Annotated in this window: 19 protein-coding genes, 1 tRNA gene and 2 pseudogenes; 19 read left to right on the forward strand and 3 right to left on the reverse strand. The window is 70.6% G+C overall.

The genetic code is table 11. The features are described 5' to 3' along the window. Positions 1 to 170 precede the first annotated feature (170 nt). The 7 genes and pseudogenes from ssd to ABN034_RS34690 all read left to right on the forward strand — a co-directional run. Positions 171 to 1265 carry a septum site-determining protein Ssd gene (gene ssd / locus ABN034_RS31635; protein WP_349694635.1) on the forward strand — a complete coding sequence of 365 codons (1095 nt, stop codon included), beginning with the start codon at positions 171 to 173 and terminating at the stop codon, positions 1263 to 1265. Continuing rightward, on the forward strand, positions 1262 to 2512 hold the full coding sequence (locus ABN034_RS31640; RefSeq protein WP_349694636.1) for a TadA family conjugal transfer-associated ATPase: 1251 nt from the start codon (positions 1262 to 1264) through the stop codon (positions 2510 to 2512). The genes ssd and ABN034_RS31640 overlap by 4 nt, the downstream gene beginning before the upstream one ends. After that, on the forward strand, positions 2509 to 3228 hold the full coding sequence (locus ABN034_RS31645) for a type II secretion system F family protein (RefSeq protein ID WP_349694637.1): 720 nt from the start codon (positions 2509 to 2511) through the stop codon (positions 3226 to 3228). Before ABN034_RS31640 ends, ABN034_RS31645 begins: the two co-directional genes overlap by 4 nt. Positions 3229 to 3521: 293 nt before the next feature. Then, positions 3522 to 4079 (forward strand): type II secretion system F family protein, encoded by a 558-nt coding sequence (locus ABN034_RS31650; protein ID WP_349694638.1) that lies wholly within the window; start codon positions 3522 to 3524, stop codon positions 4077 to 4079. A gap of 250 nt (positions 4080 to 4329) precedes the next feature. Then, positions 4330 to 4509, forward strand: coding sequence for a DUF4244 domain-containing protein (locus ABN034_RS31655; protein ID WP_349694639.1), 180 nt, complete (start codon positions 4330 to 4332; stop codon positions 4507 to 4509). Continuing rightward, positions 4506 to 4883, forward strand: a complete 378-nt coding sequence (locus ABN034_RS31660; RefSeq protein WP_349694640.1) for a TadE family type IV pilus minor pilin — start codon at positions 4506 to 4508, stop codon at positions 4881 to 4883. The genes ABN034_RS31655 and ABN034_RS31660 overlap by 4 nt, the downstream gene beginning before the upstream one ends. Next, positions 4880 to 5299: pseudogene (locus ABN034_RS34690) on the forward strand (Rv3654c family TadE-like protein); the annotation flags it as partial. The gene ABN034_RS31660 and the pseudogene ABN034_RS34690, both read left to right, overlap by 4 nt. A 42-nt stretch (positions 5300 to 5341) precedes the next feature. Here the strand turns inward: ABN034_RS34690 and ABN034_RS31665 are convergent. Beyond that, entirely contained in the window at positions 5342 to 5632 is a 291-nt protein-coding gene (locus tag ABN034_RS31665) for a hypothetical protein (protein ID WP_349694641.1), read from the reverse strand. A gap of 559 nt (positions 5633 to 6191) precedes the next feature. Here ABN034_RS31665 and ABN034_RS31670 point away from each other — a divergent pair. The 6 genes and pseudogenes from ABN034_RS31670 (at position 6192) to ABN034_RS31690 (ending at position 13165) form a co-directional block, all read left to right on the forward strand. After that, positions 6192 to 6545 carry an STAS domain-containing protein gene (locus ABN034_RS31670; protein ID WP_349325684.1) on the forward strand — a complete coding sequence of 118 codons (354 nt, stop codon included), beginning with the start codon at positions 6192 to 6194 and terminating at the stop codon, positions 6543 to 6545. Next, positions 6542 to 7048: pseudogene (locus tag ABN034_RS34695) on the forward strand (maleylpyruvate isomerase family mycothiol-dependent enzyme); the annotation flags it as partial. The gene ABN034_RS31670 and the pseudogene ABN034_RS34695, both read left to right, overlap by 4 nt. Continuing rightward, positions 6984 to 7337, forward strand: a complete 354-nt coding sequence (locus ABN034_RS31675) for a hypothetical protein (RefSeq protein ID WP_502879127.1) — start codon at positions 6984 to 6986, stop codon at positions 7335 to 7337. The pseudogene ABN034_RS34695 and the gene ABN034_RS31675, both read left to right, overlap by 65 nt. A gap of 389 nt (positions 7338 to 7726) precedes the next feature. Next, positions 7727 to 10051 (forward strand): sodium-translocating pyrophosphatase, encoded by a 2325-nt coding sequence (locus ABN034_RS31680; RefSeq protein ID WP_349325682.1) that lies wholly within the window; start codon positions 7727 to 7729, stop codon positions 10049 to 10051. 285 nt (positions 10052 to 10336) lie between these two features. Further along, entirely contained in the window at positions 10337 to 12046 is a 1710-nt protein-coding gene (locus ABN034_RS31685) for a DUF7059 domain-containing protein (RefSeq protein WP_349694643.1), read from the forward strand. Positions 12047 to 12055: 9 nt separating this feature from the next. Then, positions 12056 to 13165 carry a M28 family metallopeptidase gene (locus tag ABN034_RS31690; RefSeq protein WP_349694644.1) on the forward strand — a complete coding sequence of 370 codons (1110 nt, stop codon included), beginning with the start codon at positions 12056 to 12058 and terminating at the stop codon, positions 13163 to 13165. A 35-nt stretch (positions 13166 to 13200) separates the two neighbouring features. On the opposite strand, the gene ABN034_RS31695 is transcribed toward ABN034_RS31690, so the two are convergent. Next, the gene (locus ABN034_RS31695) at positions 13201 to 13575 is read right to left on the reverse strand and encodes a hypothetical protein (RefSeq protein WP_349694645.1); all 375 of its coding nucleotides are present in this window, start codon (positions 13573 to 13575) and stop codon (positions 13201 to 13203) included. A gap of 230 nt (positions 13576 to 13805) precedes the next feature. On the opposite strand from ABN034_RS31695, the gene ABN034_RS31700 reads away from it, so the two are divergent. Then, positions 13806 to 14585, forward strand: coding sequence for an ArsR/SmtB family transcription factor (locus ABN034_RS31700; RefSeq protein ID WP_349694646.1), 780 nt, complete (start codon positions 13806 to 13808; stop codon positions 14583 to 14585). 51 nt (positions 14586 to 14636) lie between these two features. Here the strand turns inward: ABN034_RS31700 and ABN034_RS31705 are convergent, their stop codons facing one another. Continuing rightward, complete coding sequence (locus tag ABN034_RS31705; protein ID WP_349694647.1) at positions 14637 to 15581, reverse strand: CapA family protein; 945 nt, start codon at positions 15579 to 15581, stop codon at positions 14637 to 14639. 573 nt (positions 15582 to 16154) lie between these two features. Here ABN034_RS31705 and topA point away from each other — a divergent pair. From topA to ABN034_RS31730, 5 genes are all read left to right on the forward strand, one after another. Continuing rightward, entirely contained in the window at positions 16155 to 18974 is a 2820-nt protein-coding gene (gene topA, locus ABN034_RS31710; RefSeq protein ID WP_349694648.1) for a type I DNA topoisomerase, read from the forward strand. Between the two features lie 172 nt (positions 18975 to 19146). Continuing rightward, positions 19147 to 21525, forward strand: coding sequence for a dTMP kinase (gene tmk, locus ABN034_RS31715; RefSeq protein ID WP_349694649.1), 2379 nt, complete (start codon positions 19147 to 19149; stop codon positions 21523 to 21525). A 108-nt stretch (positions 21526 to 21633) separates the two neighbouring features. Further along, positions 21634 to 22935: a DNA polymerase III subunit delta' gene (locus ABN034_RS31720; protein ID WP_349694650.1), complete on the forward strand. Its 1302-nt coding sequence runs from the start codon at positions 21634 to 21636 to the stop codon at positions 22933 to 22935. Positions 22936 to 23040: 105 nt separating this feature from the next. After that, complete coding sequence (locus tag ABN034_RS31725; RefSeq protein WP_349694651.1) at positions 23041 to 24645, forward strand: alpha/beta hydrolase; 1605 nt, start codon at positions 23041 to 23043, stop codon at positions 24643 to 24645. A 76-nt stretch (positions 24646 to 24721) separates the two neighbouring features. Beyond that, a tRNA-Thr gene (locus tag ABN034_RS31730) sits at positions 24722 to 24798 on the forward strand. Positions 24799 to 25221: the final 423 nt, after the last annotated feature.

Raw genomic sequence — 25221 nt, forward strand, 5'->3', positions numbered from 1 at the left:
TCCACAACGAACGAATCGGCGTGGTCATCCACAGCTCCAGCCAACGTGGTCGTCACCTCCACCGCTGCCGGCCATCGTGGATTCGCCGTCTCAGCGGCAGCCGTCCCGCGCCAGCGTCCTCGTCGGTCCCCGGCGTCCGGCTTCCCCACGATCGTCGAAGGGTCTGCCCGATGCTCGAGAGTTCTCCCGGTTCCCGTCCGCTCGCCGTCACTGCCGACGACACCCTCCTTGACGACCTGGTCCGGCTGGCCGCCGCCTCGGGCGCTGTCCTCGATGTGGCCGCCGATGCGGGCACGGCCCGGCGGATGTGGGTGGGCGCGCCACTCGTCCTCGTCGGTGCCGATCTCGCGGGCGAACTCGCCCGAGCTTCGTTCGTACGCCGACCGGACGTGATCGTCGCCGCGCACAGCCTCGATGACCGGGCCCTGTGGCAGTGGGCGGTCGAGATCGGCGCCGAGCACGTCGTCCATGTTCAGGAAGCCGAGGCGTGGCTCGTCACGCGGATCGCCGACGCCGCTGAGGGCTCCCACCGAGAGGCGACCACCATCGGCGTCGTGGGCGGCCGCGGGGGCGCGGGCGCATCGACGTTGGCTGCCGCCCTGGCTGTCACGGCGGCCCGGCAGGGAGTGTCGAGCTTCCTCCTCGACGGCGATCCGCTCGGCGGTGGCATCGAGTTGGTCGTCGGTAGTGAGGACACCGCGGGTATGCGATGGCCCGAACTCGTCGCCAGCGAAGGGCGGATGAACGCCGGAGCGCTGCGCATGGCACTGCCGCGGCTGGGTGATCTCGTGGTCCTGTCATGGGATCGCGGCGATGTCTCGGCCGTGCCGGCCGTAGCGATGCGGTCCGTGCTGGGTGCCGCCCGGCGAGGCGGCGACCTGGTGGTGCTGGACCTGCCCCGCTACCTCGACGAGGCGACCCAGGAGGCACTGTCGGCCTGCAAGACCGTGCTGCTCGTCGTTCCCGCACAGGTGCGCGCGGTGGCAGCCGGTGCGAGGGTCGCGACGTCTCTGGCAACGCACGTGTCCGACATTCGGGTGGTCGTCCGCGGCCCGTCTCCCGCCGGCCTCGACGGACGGATCATCGCCGACGCGCTCGACCTTCGCCTCGCCGGTGAGATGGCACCAGAGCCACGACTCGATCTCATGCTGGAGCGCGGTGAGGTTCCGGCCGCGCGCGGAACCGGCCCGCTGGCCGGGATGTGCCGTCGACTTCTCGCCGACATCGGCGTGGTGGCTGCCGATCGCAAAGGTGCCGCCGCATGAGCGCGTCCGCTGTCAACCCGACCTTGCTCGACCGGGTGCGCGGCGCACTCGCCTCCGACGCCGCCCCACCGACACCCGCACGGGTGGTGTCGGCTCTGCGTGCGGAGGGGCACCTGCTGGGAGACGCCGCGGTGTTGCGCATCGGCGCCGAACTCAGCCGCGACATCGCCGGTGCCGGCCCTCTCGATGATCTCCTCGCCGAACCCGGCGTCACCGACGTCCTCGTGCACGGGCCGCATCAGGTCTGGGTCGATCGCGGTGCCGGTCTCGAGCTCTGCCGGATCGGCTTCGCCGACGACGCAGCCGTCCGCCGGCTCGCCCAGCGACTGGCCTCCGCCGCCGGTCGGCGACTCGATGACGCCACTCCGTTCGTCGACGCCCGCCTGGGCGACGGGACCCGCTTCCACGCCGTCCTCGCACCGGTGTCAGCCGGGGGCACCTGCATCTCGTTGCGCATACCGAGGCGACGGGTCTTCACGCTGGACGAACTCGTCACCGAAGGATCCTTGCCGTCAGAGGGCGCCGACCTGCTGGACCTGATCGTCAAGGAGCGGTTGGCCTACCTGATCTCCGGCGGCACAGGCGTCGGCAAGACGACTCTGCTTGCGACGCTGTTGTCACACGTGTCCTCCCACGAACGCCTCGTCCTGGTCGAGGAGGCGAGCGAACTCGCGCCCGACCATCCGCACGTCGTACGCCTCGAAGCGCGGCCACCCAATCTCGAGGGCGCGGGCGAGATCACCGTCCGCACACTCGTACGTCAGGCCCTGCGGATGCGCCCTGACCGCCTTGTGGTGGGCGAGGTGCGCGGGCCGGAGATCATCGATCTGCTGGCCGCGCTCAACACCGGACACGAGGGTGGTTGTGGCACGCTGCACGCCAACTCGGCAGGGGAGGTACCTGCGCGGGTGGAGGCCCTGGGTGTCGCGGCGGGGCTGGATCGGGCAGCCGTGCACAGCCAACTTGCCGCTGCCGTCGATGCTGTCGTCCATCTCGTCCGTGGTCGCGATGGGCGCCGCCGGGTCGCGGGGATCTCCGTCTTCGCCCGCGCCGCCGACGGCATGGTGCACGCGTTGCCCGCGGTGGAGTTCGGCGCTTCCGGAACCGTCGTGCCCGGCGCTGGCCTCCCGAGTCTGCGCGCGGCTCTGCGTCGGCACGGGGAACGCGAGGCGCAGGGCCCATCAGCCCGGGCAGAGACGCAGGAGGACCTGACACCCGTGCGTGCGACGCGAGAGCGTTCGGCATGAGCGTCGCCGGGTGGTGGTGTCTCGCGCTCGCCGCAGCGGCCGGTGCGCTGCTGGTGCCCGACCGATCGGCCGGGGTTCTGCTGCGACGGATCCTTCCGCCAGCTGACCAGGGGCAGTCGGTGATGGTGCGCATCTGGGAGAGGGCGCGCTCCCGGATCGGTCGGGTGGGCGGCGATCGCCGGGACGTCGAAGAGCGGCGCGCGCTCGTACGCGAGGCATGTGAGGTCATCGCCACGGAGTTGCGTGCCGGCCGGGCACCCGTCGCCGCTCTGGAGGCGGCGGCTGACACATGTCCCGCACTCGCGCCAGTCGTCGCCGTCAGCCGGATGGGTGGCGACGTCCCCACGTCGCTGCGGTCGATCCGGCATCCAGGCGCCGAGGGATTGACGCGGCTCGCGGCGGCATGGACGGTCGCAGCGGCAACCGGGGCCGGCCTTGCCGACGTGCTCGACCGGGTGTCGGCCGGGCTGCGGGACGACGATGCGCTGCGCGACGAGGTGGCGGCACAGTTGGCGGCACCACGGGCCAGCGCACGCCTGCTGGCTGCACTTCCCCTGCTGGGACTGGCGCTCGGTGTAGGTGCCGGCGCTGACCCGATCGGATTCCTGGCCCGGAGCCCCTACGGCCTGGTCTGCCTCGTCATGGGAAGCGCACTTGCCGTGACCGGAGTGAGCTGGGTCAACCGCCTCGCCCGACGCGCGGAGCCCTTGTCATGAAGGCTTTCGCGGCGGTCCTCATCGGCCTGGCCGTCCTCTGTTGGTGCTGGCCGCCCGCGGGTGTGTCCCGGCTGGCACGGGTGTCGGGTGGTGCTCCCCGGTGGAGGAGTCCGCGGTCAGAACGGCAACTGCGGCCTGAGCGGCAGGCGGTGCCCGCGGGGCCTGGGATGCCTCACGAACCCGAACGTCCACCTTCGCCACGTTTCGGGCTGCCATCCGAACGCGAACCACCGCGCGAGTGGGCCGAACGCGCGCGCCCTCGGACTGCGGCGGCGGTCTCGATGCTCGTTGGGTTGGCGACCGGATTCGTCGTCGGTGGGGGAGCCGGCATCGTCCTGGGGTTCGTGGTCGGCCTCGTTCTGCGTTCGATGCTGGTACGGATGCCGTCGCGAGCCGAGCGGCTCAGGCGCGAACGCCTCCTGGTCGACCTGCCGTTGGCGGCCGACCTGCTGGCGGCGTGTCTTCGTACCGGTCGCTCTCCGGGACCCTCGATCGAGGCGATTGCCGCAGCCGTCGGCGGTCCGCTCGGCGACGAGTTCGGCAAGGTCGCCGCGGCGCTCCGCCTTGGCAGCGAGCCGCGGGCCGCGTGGGCGACCTTCATCGCCGAACCCGTCCTCGCCTCGTTCGGCCGGGCGATGGTACGCGTATGGGACTCCGGGGCACCGCTCGCCGTGACGCTGGAGCGGCTCGCCGCTGATGCGCGGCGGACCCGGCGCGCCAGGGCCGAACAGAGGGCGCGTGCCGTCGGGGTCCGGTCGGCGGTGCCGTTGGCCCTGTGTTTCCTTCCCGCGTTCGTGCTCGTGGGAGTCGTGCCGCTGGTCGCGGGCGCCGTCACCGGGCTCTTGCGCTGATCCGAAATCGAGGGGTCAGTGGGCAGGCGGCCGCCAGCCCCCAGACCCCGCCATTTCGGATGAGAGGAGAGCAGAGCGCTTCTGCGACATGTGCCTCTGCCAGAAGTTGTCCACAGGTCTCGGATCGGCCGGGTTGTCCACAGGGCCGCGTTGGCCGTCGCTGGCTCAGCACCCGGTGCCGCATCGTCGTTGTACGCCCCACCGGGCAAGCCGTTCCGGCCGGTCGCCGGTCTCCACCAGGAGGTACGCCATGCACACAGCAGGCACTGCTCGTCGCGCCGACGAGCGTGGGATGACCACCGCGGAATACGCCATCGGCACCGTCGCGGCGGCGAGCTTCGCGGCGCTTCTCATCAAGCTGCTGACCAGTGAGCAGGTGCAGCAACTCCTGATGAGGGTCGTCACATCGGCACTCAACCTTGCGGCATGACAACGAACCGGCAGACACGAGAGGGCGAGCGCGGCATGGTGACCGCGGAGGCGGCGCTCGCCCTCATGGCGCTGGTCGTCGTGACGCTCGGCATGGTCTGGGCGGTCACCGTGGTCTCGCTGCAGGCTCGGTGCATGGACGCGGCTCGGGACACCGCGCGCGCTGTGGCCCGGGGCGAGACCGTGGCGGCGAGTCGATCCGAAGGACGCCGCAGCGCACCTCGTGGAGCCTGGATCGACGTACGCATCGGGGGTGGACTCGCCACCGTCGACGTCGTGGTTGACGCCCGGCCCCGGTGGCGGGTGTTGTCGCGACTTCCTCCGGTACCTGTCTCCGCCCGGGCTGTCGTCGCTCTCGAGCCGGGGATGTCATGACGACTCTGGAGGGAGCCGCTCGCCGCACCCCGCGACGACGACGCAGCGTCGCTCAGTCCGTCGAGGAGGTCCCCCGGGGATGGGATCGGCTGGACGAGGCTCGGTCCGAGCGTGGTAGCGGCACGCTCTGGGTGCTCGCCGTCGCGGCGCTGGTGGTCATGGCGGGTGCCTTGGCGGCGACCCTCGTCTCCGTCGTGTCCGCCGGCCGCCGCGCCGACAGCGCCGCCGATCTCGCCGCCTTGTCGGCGGCGGCAGCCGTCAGTGGGGATCTGGGAGATCAATGTGGTCTTGCCGCCCGGATCGCGCGCGGTCACCGTGTCCGGATGACCGCGTGTTTGGCCGCGCAGGACGTGGTGGAGGTCACCGTCGAGAGTCGGGTGCCGGGCTTCGCCGGCGAGTGGTTCGTCATCCGAGCCAGGGCGCGGGCAACACGTGCGTGGGACGGTGCCGCCGGGTCGCTACAGGCGCGCACCTTCGTCGATGTCCGAAACACCGGGACCGCCCTGATCGTCGTCGTACTCCCGTCGTTCGCGCCGGCGGGCAACGGAGCGTCTGATGCCGGCCACCACGCACCACAGGCCGAGCACCGTGGCCAGGGCGGTGCCTGCGCCGATGAGGAAGAAGGTCGCGGTCGTGCCATGGATCAGGAGCCGGTCGATACCGACGGTGGTCTCCTGCGCTCCGCCCACCACGACACCGGCGCACACCGCGGCGACAGCCACGAGAACGACGAGTCCGATGACGATCATGACCCTGCGTCAGCTCCTTCGTCCGGCGGACCCCGCGTGCGTGACGTGGCCTCGGCCGCCCGCGCCGGCAGCACGTCCAGCAGCCGAACCGATCTGTGCTTGTTGAGTGGTTTGTTCCTATTCCCACACTTCGGAGAGAGTACGCATCAGGGGCACTCCTCCGCGCCCCGACAGCTAACGATCGCGTTCCGTGTCGCCCCAGCCGTGCGGCAGCCGCATCAAGCCCGCGCTCGGCGAAGCCCGCGCTGCCAGGATTTCCGTCGTACCCCAACATCGAACATGGTGATCCGGCCGGTGTCGGCGCGGCGGCCTGCTCGGCCGCCGCCGACTTCCCCCCTGTCACGAAGAGCACTTCCGACGTCCGGGCCGTCGGACGGAAGCCGCCGTAGCTCGCGGGAGGTCACGCCGGACACCGTCACACCGGGCTACCGCCAACCACCCGCTTGGGGAGTGCCGGGCGATAACCCTGCGCGGCTGCCCACTTGCCCCATAACATCGCGCTGTCGCCTCGAATGGTTGAATTCCAGAGGCCCAAGTCGGTGAAGTGCTGGAGGAGTTCGTGGACCTTTCCCTCTCGAACCGCCCCACAGGGAACCATATGGTGGTGGAGGTCGCCGGAGAGATCGACGTCTACACGGCGCCCAGGCTGCGGGAAAAGATGGTCGAGCTGGTCAACGCCGGCCACTATCACCTCGTCGTCGACATGGAGAGTGTGGACTTTCTCGACTCGACCGGGCTCGGTGTGCTGGTCGGTGGCCTCAAGCGGGTGCGGTCCCATGACGGCTCGCTGCGCATCGTCTGCACTCAGGAGCGGCTCCTCAAGATCTTCCGCATCACCGGCCTCACGAAGGTGTTCCCGATCCACGACTCGGTAGACGAGGCGGTTACGGCCTCGCCCGCGCCCGGCGAATGACGGATCAGCCGTACGGATCGTTCACGCCACGCGAGTACCAGGCGTTCATCCGCACCGCGGCCGCTGAGCTGCAGACGGTGGTGCGGGACGGGGCGGAGGACACGCCCGTTGCGACCTGCCCGGGCTGGACGCTCCGCGATCTGGTGGCTCATCTGGGCGCTGTCCACGAGTGGGCGGCGTCCATCGTTGCCAGCGGGGCGGCCGAACGGCCGGAGCGTATGACCCCAGCCACGCCGCCAACCGGCGCGGAGCTGACCGAGTGGTACGACCAGCAGGTCCGACTGCTGCTCGAAACGCTCGCACGAACCGATCCGGCCCAGGCGTGCTGGACGCACCAGCGCGGCTACCGGGTCGCGGCGTACTGGTCCCGCCGGCAGGCGCACGAGCTTGCGATGCATCTGGTCGATGCGGAGTCTGCGCTCGGCCGTACGCCGCACTATGACGCCGGGCTCGCCGTGGACGGGATCGGTGAGGTGCTCGACGTGGCTGCCGCGGGTCGCGGCGTACACGAAGCGTCACCCCGACCTGGCGGGGCCGCTGACGCTGAGGTGCACGGATCGGCCCGAGCTCTGGCTGCTCGCCCCCTGTCCGGACACCGCTCCGAAGATCACCGGACCGCATCTCGGCGGCGCGCCACACCCCGGCGCTGGTGGCCAGGCGGTGGCCGAGATCCGCGGCGACGCGGTCGACCTGCTGCTGGCACTGTGGAAGCGCCTCGACCTTGATCAGCTCACGGTCGAGGGCGACGCCGACGTGGCCCGGCGGTTCCTGGCGTCCGCGCTCACTCCTTGATCAGACACTCGACCGGTCCGCGGCAACACGTCGTCCCCGGTAGCGGACCGTCACCCCCCGCAACACTCCCGACGGGGGTCAGGTCCTTCCCGGGTGCTGCCGGCACGCTAGACTCCGGCCCGCCCCGGATTGAACTCCGGTGGCGCCAGCTGTCCATGTGCCTCCGACGCTGCTGGCCGGTGTTGAGCCTTACGGTACGGACGGAGCCTGAACCCCGAGGGCATGTCTGCGCCCGGCTGGGGCGGTGACGTGCAGGCGCGGCATCCGCGCGAAGTCCCGCCCCACCGGTCCGGAGCCGGTTCGCCCTCGGATCCGGTTGATCTGTCCGTACGGCCCGTACGTCGGGGCGCCACAAAGGGGACCGAGGAAGCCCCCGTCAAGGAGGACGAATGTCCGCGTTCCTACTCGCTGCCGAGGGGGACGCCGTCTCGCTCAGTGGCGGCAATCTCGGCTTGGTCGTGGCCGTCGCCTGCATAGGCGCGGTTGCACTCGTCATGGGTGCGGTCTTCCGGCGCGAGGTTCTCGCCGCCAGCGAAGGCACCGCGACGATGCAGACGATCGCCCGAGGTGTCCAGGAAGGTGCTTCCGCCTACCTGAACCGGCAGTTCAAGACGCTTGCCGGCTTTGCCGTTCTGGTGTTCCTCGTCCTGTTCCTGCTGCCTGGCGACTGGGACATCCGGATCGGACGTTCCCTCTTCTTCCTGGTGGGTGCGGGCTTCTCCGCCCTCATCGGTTATCTCGGGATGTGGCTGGCGGTCCGCGCCAACGTCCGGGTGGCCGCCGCCGCCCAGACGGAGGGGCGAGATCCGGCCATGCGGATCGCGTTCCGCACCGGCGGCACGGTCGGCATGGCGACGGTCGGACTCGGTCTGGTCGGCGCCGCGATCGTCGTGCTGCTCTACCGCGGTGACGCACCGAGTGTGCTGGAGGGCTTCGGGTTCGGTGCCGCGCTGCTCGCGATGTTCATGCGGGTCGGCGGCGGCATCTTCACGAAGGCCGCTGACGTCGGCGCCGACCTGGTGGGCAAGGTCGAGCAGGGGATCCCCGAGGATGACCCACGCAACGCCGCGACCATCGCCGACAACGTAGGCGACAACGTGGGCGACTGCGCGGGCATGGCCGCCGACCTGTTCGAGTCCTACGCCGTCATGCTCGTCGCGGCGCTCATCCTCGGCAAGGCAGCGTTCGGCGAGCACGGCCTGGTGTTCCCGCTGATCGTTCCCGCGCTCGGCGCGCTGACAGCGGTGCTGGGTGTCTACATCACCAAGCCGCGCCAGGGCGAGAACGGCCTGCGGACCATCAACCGGAGCTTCTACATCTCCGCGGTGGTCTCGGGTGTGTTGTGTGTGATCGCCGCGTTCCTGTATCTCCCGTCGTCGTTCGCAGCCCTTTCCGGCGTGTCGGAGGGCATCGCGGCACTCGACGGCAACCCGCGCCTCATCGCGGCGGGTGCGGTCGTTCTCGGCATCGTGCTGGCCGGCGTGATCCTCTCGCTCACGGGCTACTTCACCGGCACCGAGCACCGGCCGGTCAAGGATGTCGGCAAGACGTCGTTGACAGGTGCCGCGACGGTGATCCTTTCCGGCTTCGCGCTGGGACTGGAGTCCGCTGTCTACACCGCCCTGGTGATCGGTGGCGCGGTCTACGTCGCGTTCCTGCTCGGCGGCGGCTCGGTGATCGTCTCGCTGTTCGCGATCGCGCTCGCCGGCTGTGGCCTGCTGACGACGGTCGGCGTCATCGTCGCGATGGACACGTTCGGCCCGGTGAGCGACAACGCCCAGGGAATCGCCGAGATGTCGGGCGAAGTCGACGGCGAGGGCGCACGGACGCTGACCGAGCTCGACGCTGTGGGCAACACCACGAAGGCGATCACCAAAGGCATCGCGATCGCTACGGCCGTCTTGGCGGCGACGGCGCTGTTCGGGTCGTACAACGACGCGGTTTCGACCACGCTGACCGCCGTCGGTGAGCAGGTCGGTGCGGGTGGCTCGGCGTTCCTGCGTTCGGTCGACTCACCGAACGTCCTGGTCGGGCTCATCCTCGGTGCCGCCGTGGTGTTCCTGTTCTCCGGTCTGGCCATCAACGCGGTCGGCCGCGCGGCAGGTGCCGTCGTCTTCGAGGTGCGCCGGCAGTTCCGCGAGATCCCGGGGATCATGGACGGCACCGGCAAGCCCGAGTACGGCCGGGTGGTCGACATCTGCACCAAGGACTCGCTCAGCGAGCTGGCCACCCCGGGTCTGCTGGCGGCGATGGCGCCGATCGCGGTGGGCTTCGGCCTCGGTGTCGGCCCACTCGCCGGCTACCTCGCCGGTGCGATCGCGGCTGGCACCTTGATGGCGATCCTGCTCGCCAACTCCGGCGGGTCGTGGGACAACGCCAAGAAACTGGTCGAGGACGGTACGCACGGCGGCAAGGGCTCGGCCGCACACGAGGCGACGGTGATCGGCGACACCGTGGGTGACCCGTTCAAGGACACCGCGGGACCTGCGATCAACCCGCTGATCAAGGTGATGAACCTGGTCGCGGTCCTCATCGCGCCGGCCATCGTGCAGCTCTCGGTCGGGTCGGGTGCCAACACACCCCTGCGGGTGGGTATCGCGGTCGCGGCGGTGCTCGTCGTCGTCGCCGCGGTCACGGTCTCCAAGCGTCGGCCGATCGCGATCGGCGCGTCGGAGGAGAACGACAAACACCCCGAACCGGTCGCCGGCCCTTGAGTGAGCTGCGCGACTGAAGCTCACCCAGTCGCGAGCGCGTTCAATGACCACGCTGAGCATGCCTGAGGACCAGGGCCATGAGTCCGTGCCTGTGCCTGGTACCAGGGACCTGCTCAGCGTGGTCATTTGCGTCCGGGCGGCCGCCGCCGTGGCGCCCGGGCCGCCGCAGCTGGGGGTGGGGCCCAGGAGGACGCGGGCGTGAACCTCGGCGCAGGGCAGTTCTGATCAGCTCCGACGGCGGTCCGGACACACGCGCGGCTGACCTGGCCGGGTACGTTGCCCTCGATGCGACCAATGGATGACCTGTCCTCGGATGTCGTTGCCCGGCTCCGGGAGCACCTGGCAGCCGTCGGCTACACCGTCGGGGGCGTACACGACCTGCTCGGGCCGCTCGCCCTCGCCGCGCTGCACCGCAACGAGACCACACCGGGGCTCCGGGCGACCGCCGGCGGTGGACCACTCGCGACGCTGACAAGGCTGTGGCTGCTGCAGGTACCCGTGGCGCGGACCCAGGTGGAGAAGGCGCTGCCGGAACTCCTCGCGCCGCTGGTCGCCGCCGGGATCCTGCATGCGTACGGCAGTGAGGTGTGCGCGCTCGTCGACATCAGGCCGTACGGAGCGACCGGTATCCCCGCAGGCACCTCCTCCGGGGCTCGCAGCTCCGAGGCTCGCAGCCCCGGGGCGCAGGCCGTCCCGGGCGTGGCAGGCGCGGCCGGCGCCACCGATACGGACTGGTGGGTGGTCGCGGACCTCACACCGGGCATGGACGGCGCCCGGCCGGGCGTCCCACCGGACCACGTGCTCGGCGTCAACAGTGCCGGGACCACACTGGCGCAGCTGACCGTACGCCGCCCGGTCGGCAGGGCGCTCGACCTCGGCACCGGCTGCGGCATCCAGGCGCTCCACCTCGCGAGCCACGTGGGCCGGATCGTCGCGACCGACGTCAACCCGCGTGCGCTCGCGATGGCCCGCCTGAGCGCGGGCCTGGCTGGGATCTCGGTGGCCGACCCGCCGGGCGGGGGCGAGCGCGACGAAGGTCCAGCCCAGCTGGAGTTCCGCCACGGCAACCTCTTCGAGCCGGTCGACGGTGAGCGGTTCGATCTCATCGTGTCGAACCCGCCGTTCGTCATCTCCCCGCGGGGCGGACTCGTCTACCGCGACAGCGGGCTCGCCGGTGATGAGGTGTGCCGGCGGATCGTCGCGGAGGCGCCGCGCTACCTCGCGGAGGGCGGTGTCTGCCAGATCCTCGCCAGCTGGATGCACGTCCGCGAGGAGGACTGGCGGGAGCGGCTGCTCAGCTGGCTGCGTACCGGTTGTGACGCGTGGGTGGTGCAACGCGAGGTCACCGACCCGGCCGAGTACGTCGAGCTGTGGCTCAAGGACGCCGGTGGGCACGGAGCCCCGGGTTACCGCGAACGCTACGACGAGTGGCTCGCATGGTTCGAGGCGCAGAACGTCGAGGCCATCGGGTACGGCTGGATCACCCTGCAGCGCGACGGTTCCGGTGCCGCGCCCCACGGGCCGTCCGCGGTCGACGAGGCGTTGGGCACGCACCTGCGCGCGAGCAGGCCCGGCGCCCGCGAGACCTGGGTGGAGGAGTGGACGGGACCCGTCGCGCAACCGCTGGGCCAGGAGGTCACCCGATGGCTCGAGGCGGTCGACCTGATGCGGGCGTACGACGAGGAGACGTTGCTGGCGGCCCGGTTACGCCTCGCGGCCGACGTCGACCAGGAACAGTGGGGACGACCGGGTGCGGCGCATCCGGAGTATGTCGTACTCCGGCAGCGGTCGGGGCTGTGCCGGGCGGTACAGGTCGACACGGCCGAGGCGGGGTTCGTCGGCGCGTGTGACGGATCGATGACCACCGGGCAGATCATCGGCGCACTGGCCACCCTGCTGGAGGACGACGAGTGCGCGCTCCGTTCCAGGCTCGTGCCCCGGATCCGCCAGCTGATCCTCGAGGGTTACCTTTCGGTTTCGGTGGTGGTCGGCTAGACATCAGGCGTGCGACGGCGCGATTTCTGTACGACGTGGACGGCCTGGGCCGCCGGGCTGCTCACGGTCGCCGGCTGCCGCGACCAGGGCACCGACGGACCGGGTGGAGACGCTGGCGGTCGGACAACGCCGAGGGGTTCCGGGACGGCGACGGCTACACAGAGTCCGTCGAGCGGCCGGCCGTCCCCGACGTCGCCGGACACCGCCGCCCCCACGACGCCGACCGCATCGGTGTCGCCTACCGCGGCGACACCATTGGCTCCGGCGGTGTTCGACGCCGGTTCCGCGCGGGAGACCGTCCAGCTGCTGGCCGGTCGGATCGGCCCGCGCGAGGCCACGTCGGCCGCGTTCCGCCGGGCTGCCGAGGTGGTCGCCGATGCCCTGAGCGTCGCTGGCTATGACGTCGTACGCCAACCGCTCCGCGTACCTGCCGGAATTTCGTGGGGTGTCCGTGTCCCGTCCGGGCGTACCCACAACGTCATCGCGGCACTGCCCGGGTTCGACCCGCTCCGGCCGCACCGGTTGGTCGGGGCGCACCTGGACACCGTGCCCCAGGCGCCCGGGGCGGAGGACAACGCGTCCGGGGTCGCGGTCATGCTCGAGCTGGCCCGCCTGGCCGCGGTCGCGGGCGGCGGCACGGCACCACCACGTAGAGGAGGAGCGGCCGGGGATGAACCGCGCGTGCCGGCGCTGCCGGTCCTCTTCGTCGCGTTCGGTGCGGAGGAGCCGCGTGGTCCCGGCGACGCGTGGCACCACTTCGGATCCCGCCACTACGCACGCACACTGCCCCTCGCGCGACGCCGCGCCATCCGCGAGATGGTGTCGCTGGACCGGGTGGGAGTCGGGGAGTCGGTGCGGATCCGTACCGGCGGCCGGGCCCCGGACACCGTCGCGCGGGCGCTCGTTGCGGCGTCGCGGCGGATCGGCGTACCGGTCACCCGAGGCACCAACCAGTCCAGCGACCATTGGTCGTTCGAGAAGGCGGGTATCGCGGCGGCCCGGGTCGGGGGTAACCCGTTCTCCGGCTACCACAGCGCGGCCGACCGACCGAGTGCCGTCAGCCGGTCATCGCTCGACCGCAGCGGGCGGTTGGTGTGGGAGTGGCTCCGCTCCCGGTGACAGCCAACCTCCCACAGGCGGGCTCCAGGGGCAGTTCAGCTGAGGTCTCCGACCTGCTCGGCGTACCACGGCGAAGCCACGTGCTCGGCGACCTGCCGGAGCGTCCAGTTCGGGTCACGCGGCTTGTCCCACTCGGCCGGTCCCGCCGCAGCCAGCCGGTGGACGTAGAGGTCGGCGAGGCGGCGCAGGCACTGCTCCGCCTCGTCCCGGTCGGCCTCGGTGAACACTGCCCAGTCACTTGCGACGGTGACGGCGCTGGCCCGCCACTCGTCGGTCCGAGTCGGGTGTCCGCCGAGCAGCGCCTCGATCTCGGCCAGGTGGTCGACCAGATGATGGGTGTGGCGGCGGATCGCCTTGTGGGGGTGTAGAGGCGTTCCCCGCCTTCGGCGACGCGGGGCCGCCCGTCCCACGCGAGCCAGGTGCGCGCGAAGGCGAGAGTGCGGTCGACTCCGGCGGCGACCGCCGCTCCGGGATTGTCGGCGCCGGTCCAGGTGGATGTGCAGGAACCGGTCCCGGTGGATGTGCCGGTGGATGTGCCGTGCTCGTTCGGCGAGGGTGGGGTGATCGGGTCCATGCCGGCAACCGTAGGCACACGACACTTCGGTACCTCCCGAACTGTGCTCGCACTACGCTGGACCGGATGGCGACGGACTTCGCGGCGGTGGCGCGTCTGCTGGCCAACCCGGCACGGTCCGCCGTGGTCGATGCGTTGATGGAGGGCAGGCCACTGGCTGCGGGGGAGTTGGCCCGGCTGGCCGGCGTACGCCCATCCACGGTCAGCGAACATCTCGCCGCCCTCGTCGACGGTGGCCTGCTCGCCGTGGTCAACGCGGGCCGCCACCGGTACTTCCAACTGGCCGGGGCCCACGTGGCGGAGGCCCTCGAGGCGCTGGCGCTGATCTGTCCCACGACACCGGTGAAGTCGCTGCGCCAGGCCAACGGATCCCGGGCGTTCCGTACGGCCCGGTCCTGCTACGACCACCTGGCCGGGGCGCTTGGTGTCGCGGTCCTGGAGCGGATGGTCGGGCGCGAGTGGCTGGTGCCGGGCCTGCAGGGCAGCGGCGCCGGCTACGAGGTCGGTCCGGACGGGGATGCGGCGTTCGCCCGGTTGGGAGTCGACGTGCAAGCCTGCCGGAACGCCCGACGGCAGTTCGCCCGACCGTGTCTGGACTGGACGCAGCGCCGGAGCCACCTCGCCGGCGCGCTCGGTGCGGCGGTGCTGGCGGCCCTGTTGGACTGCGGTTGGGTCCGGCGTACGACCACCGGCCGCGGACTCCTCATCACACCTGGTGGGGTGGTCGGCGTGCGCGAGATGTTCGCCATCGAGGTCGCCGACCTCGACTCGTCCACCCTCGACTCGTCCACCCTCGACGGTGCGGCGCCCCTCGACCCGGATGGAGTCGCTCCAGGACTTGGGTGAGGGTGCCCCTGTGGCGAACGTGCGTTGGGCGAGGGTGCCCCTGCCATGAACCTATGAGGTGAGGGGTCCCCTCATCCGCTCGGCGTCAGGGCCCAGGTCGGCCAGGATCGCCCGCGCTCTGCCGCCTGACACCCACCGGGGAGCGAAGTCGGAGCCGATCACGTACGGAACGAACCGGGCCGACACGAGCCGCGCCCCCGCGAACGTCGCCTCGAGGACGACACCCTCCCGAACCTCGCTGTTCCAGTCCATGTCGAACACGAAGTTGCCCAGCGAATGCACGAGTGGCCGGCCGCGGTGGACTTCAGCGGTCTGAACCCAGTGCGGGTGCCCGCCCACCACCAGGTCGGCGCCGGCGTCGATGAGGGCGCGTCCGACCCGGTGTTGGTCGGGCACCGGTCGATGGGTGTACTGGTCGCCCCAGTGCGGGAGCACGATCACCACGTCGACCTCACGTCTCAACGTACGTACGGCCGACGTCGCCCGCGCCAGGTCGGCGGCGCTCAGCGGCCCGGTTCGTGGCGCCATCGCGACGCTTGCCGCGCCAGGGGAGTCCGGCCCGGCACGGGGTGTCTCACCGATCGCGTTGAACGCAAGGAACCCGAAGGTCACCCCTTCGCGCTCGACGATCGCGGGCCGCCACGCCTCGGCCACATTCGCACCCGCACCCACCGGCACGAACCCGCCCTCGCGGACCAGCCGGACCGTCTCCACCAACGACCGGGATCCGTAGTCACCCAGGTGGTTGTTGGCGAGCGACAGGACGTCGAAACCGGCGTGTCGGAGCCCGGCCCGTACCCGCGGAGACGCCCCGAACGAGTCGCCGCCCTGGGTGGGCGACCCCAACCGGGACAGAGTGTTCTCCAGGTTGCCGACGGTGATGTCGGCGCGGGCGAGCCGGCGGGCGGTGGGACGCAACACGGCCGCGGGGTCACCGGCCTGCGCGAGCCGCTGGCCGACCCGGCGCCCGAGCATGAGGTCGCCTGCGACCGCCACGGTGACGGTCGGTGGAGTCGGGTCCGGACTCGACGGAGAACCCGTTGGGGCGGGGTGTCGTGACCCGTCGCCCGACGCACGGCCCGAGGCACCAGCCGACGTGCCGGCCGACGGGCGTCGCGATCCGTCGGCGGGCGTCGAGTCCGCCGCCGATGCCGACCCACCCGGCGTCCCTACGCGGTCGTCAGTCGGCTCTGACAACCCCGCCGAACAACTCGCCAGCATCGCCGCAAAAAGCCACAGACTTCCCACGGAGAGGACAGCGAGTGTGCGTGGGGTTGCGGCCCGACGTACCCTCACACTTCGCATGGTAGGTCGTGGGATCCTGGTTGGCCGCTTTCGCGTGGTACGTCGTGCTCGGTCGTACTCCGGGGTGTGAAAAAGGGGCTCTGACGTGGGTAGGCGTGGGGTCTCGATATTCAGGTCGCCACGAAACGGGCAACTACGAAAGAGGCACCCGCGCAACGTTGCCGGCCGCCGTACGGTTACCGTCTAGCGGGCCGCGCCACGGCACGACCCGTACGAAGTAGCACCGCCCGGACGCACAGATAGGGACATAAAGAGAGGTATAACGTGCCCGCCAAGAAGACGCACCGGTCGACCGAGGACGGTCCCCGGCTCGTGATTGTCGAGTCGCCTGCCAAGGCGAAGACGATCGCCGGTTACCTCGGCCGGGGCTATGTCGTGGAGTCGAGCGTGGGCCACATCCGTGATCTGCCGGGCGGCGCATCCGAGGTACCCGCGAAGTACAAAGGGGAGTCGTGGGCCCGGCTCGGTGTCAACGTCGACCAGGGGTTCGCACCCCTCTATGTCGTACCGCGGGACAAGAAGCCCACGCTCAAGCGCCTGAAGGACCTCGTCTCCGACGCCGGTGCCGTCTACCTCGCGACAGATGAGGACCGCGAGGGCGAGGCGATCGCGTGGCACCTCCTCGACGAGCTCAAGCCGAAGGTGCCCGTCCACCGCATGGTCTTCCACGAGATCACGCGGGAGGCGATCAACCAGGCCGTCGAGAATCCGCGTTCGATCAACGACCATCTGGTCGACGCGCAGGAGACCCGTCGGATCCTCGACCGCCTGTACGGCTACGAAGTGTCTCCCGTGCTGTGGAAGAAGGTCATGCCGCGCCTGTCGGCCGGCCGGGTGCAGAGTGTCGCGACCCGGCTGGTGGTCGATCGCGAGCGTGACCGGATGGCGTTCCGGGCGGCGGCGTACTGGGACATCGTGGCCGACCTCGACGCGGGCGAGACGAAGGACCCGCGCGCGCTGGCGGTCCGGTTGGTCAGCGTCGACGGGCGCCGGGTGGCGGTCGGCCGCGACTTCGGTTCCGACGGCGGCCTCAAGGACTCCTCGCGCGACACGGTGGTCCACCTCGACGAGGCCCGGGCGACCGCGCTGGCAAGCGGGCTGGGGTCCTCGACGTTCACGGTCCGCGGGGTGGAGTCCAAGCCCTACACCCGCAAGCCGTACGCACCTTTCCGTACGACCACGCTGCAGCAGGAGGCCGCCCGCAAGCTCGGCTTCGGCGCCGCCCGCACCATGCAGGTGGCGCAGCGGTTGTACGAGAACGGCCACATCACCTACATGCGTACCGACTCCATCACGCTGTCCGAGACCGCGATCTCGGCGGCACGGGCACAGGTGCGGCAGCTGTTCGGCAACGACTACCTGCCTGACGCGCCGCGGGTCTACCGCAGCAAGGTGAAGAACGCGCAGGAGGCGCACGAGGCGATCCGGCCCTCCGGTGACCGCTTCCGCACACCGGCCGAGACCGGGCTTCGTGGTGACGAGTTCCGGCTGTACGAACTGATCTGGATGCGCACGGTCGCATCCCAGATGCGCGACGCCCAGGGCCGCAGCGTGACGATCCGCGTCGGCGCCCGGGCGAGCTCCGGTGAGGACACGGAGTTCAGCGCGTCCGGCAAGGTCATCACGTTCCACGGCTTCTTGAAGGCCTACGTCGAAGGCGTCGACGAGCCCACCGCCGAGACCGACTCCGCCGAGCGGCGGCTGCCCAATGTCGTCGAGGGTGACACGCTCGTGCCGACCCGGGTCGCTCCCGAGGGGCACGAGACCCGGCCGCCGGCCCGCTACACCGAGGCGACGCTGGTGCGTGAGCTGGAGGAGCGGGAGATCGGCCGGCCGTCGACCTACGCCTCGATCATCGGCACGATCCTCGACCGCGGCTACATCTACAAGAAGGGCACCGCGCTGGTGCCGACGTGGTTGGCGTTCGCGGTCGTACGCCTGCTGGAGCAGCACTTCGGCCACCTCGTCGACTACAACTTCACCGCCAGCATGGAGGACGCGCTCGACGAGATCGCCCGTGGCGGGTCGGACATGCAGACCTGGCTGGCCCGTTTCTACTTCGGCAACGGCGAGGACGGGCTGAAGCACCTCGTCACCGAGCTCGGCGAAATCGACGCGCGGGAGATCTCGACGTTCCGGCTCTTCGTCGCCGACGGAGACGGTGACGGCGGCAGCACCAACGGGATCGCGGTGCGTGTCGGCCGGTACGGTCCGTACGTCGAGGACGGCGAAGGCAAGCGGGCGAACGTCCCCGACGACCTGCCGCCGGACGAGCTGACCCTCGACCGCGCCCGCGAACTGCTGAGCCAGCCGGCCGGTGCCGAGCACGAACTGGGTGTCGAACCCGACAGCGGACGCACCATCGTCGCCAAGGCGGGCCGATTCGGGCCGTACGTCACCGAGGTCCTGCCCGACGACGTACCCAAGGGGACGAAGCCGCGAACGGCGTCGCTGTTCCAGTCGATGAGCCTCGACACGGTGACGCTCGACGACGCACTGCGGCTGCTGTCGTTGCCGCGGTCGCTCGGCAAGGACCCGGACAGTGGCGAGGAGATCACCGCGCAGAACGGCCGTTACGGCCCGTACGTCAAGAAGGGCAGCGACTCCCGCTCGCTCGGTGCGGAGGAGGAGCTGTTCACGGTCACGCTGGACGGTGCCCTCGAGCTGTTCAAGCAGCCGAAGACGCGTGGGCGGCGTGGAGCGGCGAGCGCGCCCTTGCGGGAGTTGGGCGACGACCCCGAGACCGGCAAGCCGGTGGTGATCAAGGACGGCCGGTTCGGTCCGTACGTCACCGACGGGGAGACCAACGCGACCCTGCGCCGGGACGACGAGGTGGAGTCCGTCACCCTCGAACGCGCCGCCGACCTGCTGGCGGAGAAGCGGGCCAAGGGTCCGAGCCCGCGTCGGCGTACGGCCAAGAAGGCCACGAAGAAGAGCACCGCCGCCAAGAAGGCGGCGACCAAGAAGGCCACGACCAAGAAGTCGTCCACGACCAAGAAGGCCGCGGCGCCGAAGAAGTCGGCAGCGAAGAAGACCACTGCCAAGAAGTCGGCGACGAAGAAGGCGACGGCGAAGAAGCGCTGACGGCTTCGGCGAAGCCAGGTCAAGCCTCCTGAGCCGGACGTCGCCGAAGTGGGCTGGACGCGGGCTGTCGGACATTGCCCGACTCGTCGACCGAAAACACGCAGGGTGGTCGGTGGGCGGGGCTACGTTGGTGTCGAGTAGCAGGTCGTCACACCCTGGTTAGGCTGGCCGAGTGTCTGAGCGAGAGCGATCCACCGGCCGAGGCGCGCACGGCACCTCGGGGTCCATGCAGGACCTACGTGCGGTTCTTCGGATCGCCCCGTTCCGCACGTTGTGGATCGCTTTGGGCCTGTCCAGCCTCGGTGACTGGTTGGGTCTGCTCGCGCTCACGGCGATGGCCGGCCAGCTCGCCGAGGGCGACTACCGCGCGGAAAACTTCGCGATCGCCGGCGTCCTGCTGCTACGCCTGTTGCCGGCCGTCATTGTCGGACCGCTCGGCGGCTACATCGCCGACCGGCTCGACCGGCGCTGGACGCTGGTCGTCGGTGACGTCATCCGGTTCGCGCTGTTCGCGTCGATCCCCGTCGTCGGCACCCTGTGGTGGCTGTTCGTCGCGACCGTCCTGATCGAAGCGGTCAGCCTCGTGTGGCTTCCGGCAAAGGACGCCGCCGTCCCCAACCTCGTACCCCGCGAACGACTCGCCGCCGCCAACCAGATCTCCCTCGCCACCACGTACGGTTCCGCTCTGCCGGCCGCACTGCTGTTCACGGTCCTGGCGCTGGTGAGCAGCTCGCTGTCCGCGACGCTCGGAATCTTCACCGACTCGGTCGACCTCGCGTTGTACTTCAACGCAGCGACCTTCCTCGTCGGTGCCGTCGTCGTCGCCCGGCTCCGGGAAGTGTCCGGCCGGCCGACCACGCACGAGGCCGAGGAGCAGCCGTCCGTCATCCGTGCCGTGGTCGAGGGCTGGCAGTTCGTCGCCAACAACCGGCTCATCCGCGGACTCGTCATCGGCGTCGTCGGCGCGTTCGCCGCCGCCGGTGTGGTCATCGGGCTCGGTCGTACCTACGTCTCCGACCTCGGCGGTGCCGAAGCCGGCTACGGCGTCCTGTTCGGTGCGCTCTTCCTCGGCCTCTCCGCCGGGATGGCGATCGGGCCACGGCTGTTGCCGAGCCTGTCGCGGCGGCGGATGTTCGGCCTCTCCCTCACGGCGGCAGGCATCGCGCTTACGGCCGTCGCGGTGCTGCCCAACCTCGTGCTCGTGGCGTTCCTGACCGTGCTCCTCGGCCTGTTCGCCGGAATCAGTTGGATCAACGGCTACACCCTGCTCGGGCTGGAGGTCGAGGACTCGATCCGCGGGCGGACCTTCGCGTTTGTCCAGAGCCTCACCAAGATCGCGCTCGCCGCCGTACTCGCCGCCGCCCCGGCGATCGCCGGTTCGATCGGTGCCCATCGGGTGAAGTTGCCGGGCGGGGCCAGCCTGACCTACAACGGCGCGGCCATCACGTTCCTCCTCGCGGGCATCGCCGCCACCGTCATCGGCGTCGTGTCGTACCGACAGATGGACGACCGCGCCGGCGTCCCCCTCGCACGCGAGGTCCGGGCGGTGTTCTCCGGCTACGACCGGGGCGTGTCCTCCGACGTCGGGCTCTTCATCGCGCTCGAGGGCGGTGAAGGCGGAGGCAAGTCGACGCAGGCGCGGCTGCTCTCCGAGTGGCTACGGCCCCAGGGGTTCGGCGTCGTCGTGACGTACGAACCAGGCGCCACGGACGTCGGGCGTGACCTGCGCCAGCTGCTCCTGCACAGCGGCCACATCTCCGCGCGGGCCGAAGCGCTGCTCTATGCCGCCGACAAGGCCGAGCATGTCGACACGATGATCCGCCCGGCGCTGCAGGAGGGATCGGTCGTCATCACCGACCGGTACGTCGACACGATGCTCGCCTACCAGGGAGCCGGGCGGGACCTCAGCCAGCAGCAGGTGCTACGGCTCTGCCGCTGGGCCACCGAAGGCCTACGCCCACATCTGACCGTCCTGCTCGACGTGCCGCCCGAGGTGGGGCTGATTCGCGGCGACGGGCCGCCGGACCGGCTCGAACGCGAACCGCTGGAGTTCCATCAGCGCGCCCGCCAACACTTCCTCGACCTCGCCGCACTCGACCCCGACCGGTACCTCGTCCTCGACGCGACCGCGCCACCCGACGAGATAGCCGCCCGGATCAGAGAACGGGTCGAGCCGCTGCTCGTCGATCTCCGCGTACGGGAGACCACCGGTTCGGCCACGGCCGAGGGCGCGGGCGTGCCCGAGGCGGGTGCGACAGCGGCCGGCGACGCGCGTACGACCGGTTCGAACGGCGGGTCCGCTGCGGATGGTGCGCCGGCCGAGGATGGTATGCCGCCCGAGGATCGTGCGCCCGCTGAGGATGGTGCACAGCCCGAAGATGGTGCGCCGGCTGAGGGCGGTGCCCCCGCCCAGGATGGTGCGCCGGCCGAGGCGGGCGGAGAGGGTGGTACGGAGGGCGAGGGTTCGCCCGGCAAGCGCAACGACCTGCTTCGTACCCGCGGCCGGAGCGCACAGGAACGCGCGTCGAGCGGCCGAGAGGCCCAGACATGACCCGAACGGCGTGCGGTCACCCCACAGTCAGCCGGTCGACAATCTCCTCGTTTCCGGGTCCGAGACTCCGCACTGCATCCTGGTCATGAAGCCGACGAAGGAGGTCCCATGAGCGGGCCGGTGCCCGAAGCAGACCCGCTGACCGACGCTGCCGACGTGGTGGCTGCCGGCGAGGGAGTGTGGGCCGACCTCGTGGGCCAGGAGCCGACGATCGCCGCCCTACGCGCCGCCACGCAGGCGGCCGCTGCCCGGATCGCCGGCCGTTCCTCAGATGCCGACGCGGCGCCGGCTGGCTCGGCGGCGGCGGGGATGTCACACGCGTGGCTCATCACCGGCCCGCCGGGATCCGGCCGGTCCAACGCCGCGCGGGCGTTCGCGGCAGCTCTCGAGTGCGAACGCCAGGGATGCGGCGAGTGTTCTGCCTGTCGTACGGCCCTGGCTGGTACGCATCCCGACGTCACCCTGATTCGCACCGACCAGCTGTCGCTGCGGGTCGACGAGATCCGCGAGCTGGTCCGCAAGTCGGCGATGTCTCCGGTCGGGCGGCGTTGGCAGATCCTCGTCGTCGAGGATGCCGACCGGCTCACCGAACAGGCGGCCGACGCCCTGCTCAAGAGCCTCGAGGAGCCGGCCGCGCGTACCGTCTGGCTGCTGTGCGCCCCCACCGTCGAGGACGCCGTACCCACCATCCGCTCGCGGTGTCGGCTGCTCGTCCTGCGTACTCCTCCGACCGAGGCGGTCGCCGAGGTCCTGCGGCGTCGGTATGACGTCGATGCCGAGCTCGCCAGCTTTGCCGCCCGCGCCTCCCAGGGCCACATCGGCCGCGCCAGGGCGCTCGCCACCAAGCCGGAGGTTCGCGAACTCCGGGCCCAGGTCCTCGCCGTTCCCCGCCAACTCGGCGACCTCGCCGGCTGCGTGAACGCGGCCGCGAGCCTGGTGCGGCTGGCCGCCGACGAGGCCCGCGCGGCGACCACCGAGCTCGATGCCGCCGAGAAGGCCGAGCTGGAACATGCGTACGGCATGTCCACCGGAAACCGCGGCGGGCGGGGCAGGTCGCGCCAGTTGCAGTCGGTGCAGAAGGAGTTGGACGACCAGCAGAAGGTACGCGCCAAACGGTTCCAGCGCGACTCGCTCGACCGGGCGCTGCTCGACCTCGTGGCGTACTACCGCGACGTCCTGGTCGTGGCGATGCGGGCCGGTGCCCCCCTCGTCAACGAGGAGTTGCGCGCCGAGATCGAGGCGCGCGCCGCCACGACGCCGCCGGAGGAGGTCCTCCGGCACATCGACGCGATCCTCGCGTGTCGGGAGGCGATCACGGCCAACGTCGCACCCCTCCTCGCCGTGGAGGCGATGCTCATCTCCCTCCGGCAGAGTTCCCTCCGGCAGAGTTCAAGCCGGCAGGGCCCGTAGGGTGGCCGGCAGACAGACCAGCCGACCAGGCGACACATGCCGTCGACCAGGGGCGACAATGCAGCCGACCAGGCAGCCGCCAGCCGCGGCAGAAGGGTGACGTGAGTGCGACGTACGCGGAGTGCAGGTGCCGTCGCGGCTCTGGTGGGCTTGATCGTCTACGCGCTGCTGGCAGGATGCGCCCTGGCGCCGAAGGCGGCAGACGCAGGACGTGAAGGGTCAGCGGGCTCGGGCGCGGGACCCGTGGAGCCCACGGTTGCCCCCCGCGACGACCAGCCCGCGCCGGTACCGTCGGGCGTACCCGCTGATCTGAGGCGCTTCTACGAACAGCAGCTCGACTGGCAGTCGTGTGCTTCCGGGGAGTCGTTCGAGTGTGCGACGCTCGAGGTCCCGCTCGACTACGCCAAACCGGAGGGCGACTCGATCGAGTTGGCAGTCCTGCGGGTCCGAGCGCGGGACAACGACAACCGGCTCGGTTCCCTGGTCGTGAACCCCGGCGGCCCGGGCGGGTCAGGGATCGAGTACGCAGCGGCGGCACCGTTCGTGATCAGCCGTCCCGTGCTCGACCGCTACGACATCGTGGGCTTCGATCCGCGCGGCGTCGGGCAGAGCACGCCGGTCGACTGCGTGAGCGACAAGGAGATGGACACGTACCTCGCCGCTGACGGGTCGCCCGACTCCGCCGCGGAGCAGCAGAACCTGCTCTCCATCGCCCGCCGCTTCGCCGCCGGGTGCGAGACCCGCAGTGGAGAACTCCTGCCGCACGTGTCGACCGTCGACGCCGCCCGCGACATGGACATCCTGCGCAGCGCCCTCGGCGACGAGGAGCTCACCTATCTCGGCAAGTCCTACGGCACGTTCCTCGGCGCGACCTACGCCGGGCTGTTCCCGTCGCGGGCCGGGCGGCTGGTGCTGGACGGCGCCATCGACCCCACGCTGACCGCACGCGACCTCGGGTTGGAGCAGGCCAAGGGGTTCGAGGTGGCGCTGCGCGCGTTCATCACCGACTGCGTACGCCGGTCCGGCTGTCCGCTCGGCACCACGACCGAAGAGGCCTACCGCACACTCGACGACTTGCTCGCCCGGACCGACCGGTCACCGCTGCCGACGGGGGAGTCCCGCCAGCTCACCCAGGCGCTCGCGACCACCGGGATCGTGATGCCGTTGTACGTGAAGGAGTACTGGCCCCGGCTGCGTACTGCCCTCGGCTCGGCCCTCGACGGCGACGGCAGCCGGCTCCTCGCGCTGGCAGACGAGTACGCCGAACGTGGGCCAGACGGTCGATACCGGTCCAACTCCGGCGAGGCGATCCTCGCGGTCAACTGCCTCGACCGGCCCGACCTGACGTCCGTCGCGGAGGCCCGGGCCGAGGAGCCGGCGTTCGAGAAGGCGTCGCCTCGGTTTGGTTCGTTCATCCTGTGGGGCTCCCTGACCTGCGCCGAATGGCCCGTCAAGCCGACGGGCAAACCGGCGGCGATCAAGGCGACCGGGACCCGCCCCATCCTGGTGGTGGGCACGACCCGAGACCCGGCCACGCCGTACGAATGGTCCGAACGCCTGGCTGAGCAGCTCGACGCCGGCGTCCTGCTGAGCCGCGACGGCGACGGGCACACCGCGTACATGCAGGGCAACACCTGCATCGACCGGGCCGTGGAGGCGTTCCTGATCGACGGCAAGCCGCCCGAGAACGGCACCCACTGCCCGGCCTGACCAGGCGGCACGGCGGGGTGAATCCGTGATCACTTCGCCCGCCAGGTATGCTCAACGGCCGTGCCTTCGGGTGCAAGCCGCCTTAGCTCAGTCGGCCAGAGCGACGCACTCGTAATGCGTAGGTCGTGGGTTCGATTCCCACAGGCGGCTCCAAGGTTTCCGCAGGTCAGGCGGCACTGACTCTCTCTAGTTACAGCTGGCTCGCTGGTCGCGTGGCATGAAATCGTGCGTGGGTCAGTGTCGACAACAGCCTCTGTGGTTGACAGGTTTCGAGCGTCTCGATCAAGTCTCGTATTCCGCCTGGCTGGACGCGGCGGGGCCTAAGCCGGTGGTGGCAGCGAGGCCGGCGCCCAAACGGGAAAAGGCCAGCGAGAAGGGGCGCATTCGACGGTTGATCGGACAATCCCCTACTAGTGCCGCATCAAGCAACGTTGGCGTTGTAATCGTGTCCGCTCGTGCTGGCTTGGGCTGCGCCTGGGAGGCTGTGCCTGGAGGTGAGTCATGGCACGTCAGCCTGAGGTATTCGTTCGGGAGTTGGAGCCTGAGGAGGCTCAGCGGCTGGTGCAGGTCACGCGG

Source organism: Actinopolymorpha sp. B11F2 (genome assembly GCF_040195635.1).
GTDB lineage: Bacteria > Actinomycetota > Actinomycetes > Propionibacteriales > Actinopolymorphaceae > Thermasporomyces.

Excerpts from the sequence above, each read along its gene's own strand:
- ABN034_RS31700 (WP_349694646.1), top strand. The coding sequence starts at position 13,806 with ATGGCGACGGACTTCGCGGCGGTGGCGCGTCTGCTGGCCAACCCGGCA.
- ssd (WP_349694635.1), top strand. The coding sequence starts at position 171 with ATGCTCGAGAGTTCTCCCGGTTCCCGTCCGCTCGCCGTCACTGCCGAC.
- ABN034_RS31685 (WP_349694643.1), top strand. The coding sequence starts at position 10,337 with ATGCGACCAATGGATGACCTGTCCTCGGATGTCGTTGCCCGGCTCCGG.
- ABN034_RS31645 (WP_349694637.1), top strand. The coding sequence starts at position 2,509 with ATGAGCGTCGCCGGGTGGTGGTGTCTCGCGCTCGCCGCAGCGGCCGGT.
- ABN034_RS31660 (WP_349694640.1), top strand. The coding sequence starts at position 4,506 with ATGACAACGAACCGGCAGACACGAGAGGGCGAGCGCGGCATGGTGACC.
- ABN034_RS31720 (WP_349694650.1), top strand. The coding sequence starts at position 21,634 with ATGAGCGGGCCGGTGCCCGAAGCAGACCCGCTGACCGACGCTGCCGAC.
- ABN034_RS31675 (WP_502879127.1), top strand. The coding sequence starts at position 6,984 with ATGACGCCGGGCTCGCCGTGGACGGGATCGGTGAGGTGCTCGACGTGG.
- ABN034_RS31640 (WP_349694636.1), top strand. The coding sequence starts at position 1,262 with ATGAGCGCGTCCGCTGTCAACCCGACCTTGCTCGACCGGGTGCGCGGC.
- ABN034_RS31680 (WP_349325682.1), top strand. The coding sequence starts at position 7,727 with ATGTCCGCGTTCCTACTCGCTGCCGAGGGGGACGCCGTCTCGCTCAGT.
- ABN034_RS31655 (WP_349694639.1), top strand. The coding sequence starts at position 4,330 with ATGCACACAGCAGGCACTGCTCGTCGCGCCGACGAGCGTGGGATGACC.
- ABN034_RS31665 (WP_349694641.1), bottom strand. The coding sequence starts at position 5,632 with ATGATCGTCATCGGACTCGTCGTTCTCGTGGCTGTCGCCGCGGTGTGC.